We start from the raw sequence: 1,906 nt of genomic DNA, 5'->3' as shown, positions 1-1,906 counted from the left end.
GCCAAGAGGAATCGGCCCGTGAACGACAACGAAGAACGCCCGGTCACCATCATCACCGGCCGGGTGTGGAAGAAAAAAGGCGGCAAACCGGAAGGCGTCCACGTCATGCTGGTTGCGCCCGACGACGATTCGGCGGTGCGCCGGGCGCTCGAATCGCTTGCCGCCGAAGGTTACGCCGAGGCCGAGCTCGACCAGATCGGCGACATGGACGGCATCCCCGACGAAGAGCCGCATATTTCCGCCTTCCAGGGCGCGCTCGAAGGCGAAGTGTCGATCGTTACCTTCGACGTGCCGATCTGACCCCGGTCCAGCTTTCGAATCGACTGCCGAACCGAATCGGCGACCGAGGCCTTCCCAGCCGACAAATGTGCTGCCGCTAAGGGAAGGCTGAGCTTGGCTGCTCGGCTTCGGCTTGCCCGAGGCAAGTGTTCTGATAAGAAGCCATCACCATCATCAAACAGACGGAGCGGCCGTGTCCCAGCCCATCAAGATAGGCATCGTCGGCGTCGGCAAGATCGTCCGCGACCAGCACCTGCCGGCCCTGGCGAAAGACCAGGACTATCGCCTCGTCGCGGCCGCCAGCCGTCACGGCAAGGTGGATGACATCCCGAATTTCCCCACCATCGAAGCCATGCTCGACGCCGTAGCCGAGCTCGAGGCCGTCTCGCTCTGCATGCCGCCGCAATTCCGCTACGACGCGGCGCGGACGGCGCTGACGGCAAAGAAGCATGTCTTCCTGGAGAAGCCGCCGGGCGCTACTGTCAGCGAGGTCGAAGACCTCAAGACATTGGCTGCGCACAACGGCGTCTCGCTGTTCGCCAGCTGGCACTCGCGCTATGCGCCGGCCGTCGAGGCCGCACGTGCTTTTCTAAGTTCAGCCCGCATCCGCTCGGCCGCCATCAACTGGAAAGAGGATGTGCGCCGCTGGCACCCGAACCAGGAATGGATCTGGGCTCCCGGCGGTTTTGGCGTCTTCGATCCCGGCATCAACGCGCTGTCGATTGCCACCCATATCCTGCCGGCCATGTTCATCACCTCGGCGGTGCTCAACTTTCCCGAAAACCGCGCCTCCCCGGTTGCCGCGCGCGTCACCTTCCGCACCTCGAATGGCCTGCCGGTGACGATGGACCTAGACTGGCTGCAGACAGGCCCGCAAAGCTGGGACATCCTGGCCGACACCGACAAGGGCGCCATGGTGCTGTCGGGCGGCGGCTCGAAGCTCGCCATCGACGGCAAGGTCATTCACGAAGAGCCGGAAGCGGAATATCCGATGCTCTACAAGCGCTTCGCCGAGATCGTGCGCGCCGGCGTTTCCGATGTCGATCTGGCCCCGCTCCAGCACGTCGCTGACGCCTTCATGCTCGGCAAGCGCAACGTAGTCGAGGCGTTTTTCGATTGAGCTCTGGAACCGCACTCGCTGATCGCGCGGCGGTCGCAGGTTGGGAATAGTCGCGCGACAGGATTGTCGCGCGACTGAGAACCAGCGGATCGCCAGGCTCAATTCCTGGTCCTGCAACCGGCACGCTTGACCATGTCGGCAATGATCAGTGGCGTCGCCGGTGTCTGAGACCAGTTACCCTGACGAGGGGCGCCCGCTTCAAGGGCGGCGCGCACCGCTCGTGTATCCAGGCTGAAAGAACTCTTGCAGGAAACGAGGCCGCCATTGCCGATCGTGTCGGCGATCACGCCGGCGGCTTCGCCAACCCCGGCGACATAGGCGACCAGCGTTTGCCTGGCGACCGGGCTCGTGTCGGCCTTGTCGAGCATTTCCATCACCTGCCCCACCAATATCCGGCCTGTCGCTGTCGACGGGAGGGCGATGGCAGCAAAAGGCGTTATGGACGCGGCGACAATCGCGATGGCTGCCACGGCAATCCGGCGTTTGAACGAAGGCATAGGTTTCTCC

3 protein-coding genes are annotated in these 1,906 nt (G+C 63.7%); 2 read left to right on the top strand and 1 reads right to left on the bottom strand.

Going from position 1 to position 1,906, the window contains the following annotated elements; translation table 11 throughout:
- Window positions 1–18: 18 nt before the first annotated feature.
- Together EN991_RS34420 and EN991_RS34415 are read left to right on the top strand one after the other, a co-directional pair.
- Window positions 19–300, top strand: coding sequence for a transcriptional regulator (locus tag EN991_RS34420; RefSeq protein WP_013531420.1), 282 nt, complete (start codon window positions 19–21; stop codon window positions 298–300).
- Between the two features lie 172 nt (window positions 301–472).
- Window positions 473–1,399: a Gfo/Idh/MocA family oxidoreductase gene (locus EN991_RS34415; protein WP_127370400.1), complete on the top strand. Its 927-nt coding sequence runs from the start codon at window positions 473–475 to the stop codon at window positions 1,397–1,399.
- 98 nt (window positions 1,400–1,497) lie between these two features.
- Here the strand turns inward: EN991_RS34415 and EN991_RS34410 are convergent.
- On the bottom strand, window positions 1,498–1,906 hold a 409-nt coding region (locus tag EN991_RS34410; RefSeq protein WP_245461158.1), incomplete at its 5' end, for a hypothetical protein.

The organism is Mesorhizobium sp. M7A.F.Ca.US.005.03.2.1 (assembly GCF_003997795.1).
GTDB classification, from domain to species: domain Bacteria; phylum Pseudomonadota; class Alphaproteobacteria; order Rhizobiales; family Rhizobiaceae; genus Mesorhizobium; species Mesorhizobium ciceri.
This window is presented reverse-complemented; position numbering and strand designations above follow the sequence as displayed.